The 277-nt window shown below is 58.8% G+C and carries 1 protein-coding gene; it reads left to right on the forward strand.

Going from position 1 to position 277, the window contains the following annotated elements; translation table 11 throughout:
• Positions 1-277, forward strand: a 277-nt coding sequence (locus AC1RPH_RS08295) for a hypothetical protein (protein WP_481762111.1), incomplete at both ends; no start/stop codon positions are given.

The following is a 277-nucleotide window of genomic DNA, read 5'->3' on the forward strand; positions in this document are numbered from 1 at the left end:
GGCGCATGTAGCGGCGCTGGCCGTGATCGAGGACCTTGGCGACCGCCGTGGCATCAAGCACGCGCTGGCTGAGGTGGACCCCAGCACTTTGGTCGATATCATTGCGTCGCTGGAGGACACGATCCAGTGTGCGTACCAAAAACAAGGGACACGCACAGATTCCACGTGGGTTGCAGCGCAGGACGATGTGGAGGCTCGTATTCGTGACATCATCGAGCGCTGCTGGGGCTACGCGGTGCAGAACATGAACTGCCGATTCGTTCAAGATTTGCAGTTT

It is taken from the genome of Dellaglioa sp. CoH-57-MRSF-16 (genome assembly GCF_056782055.1).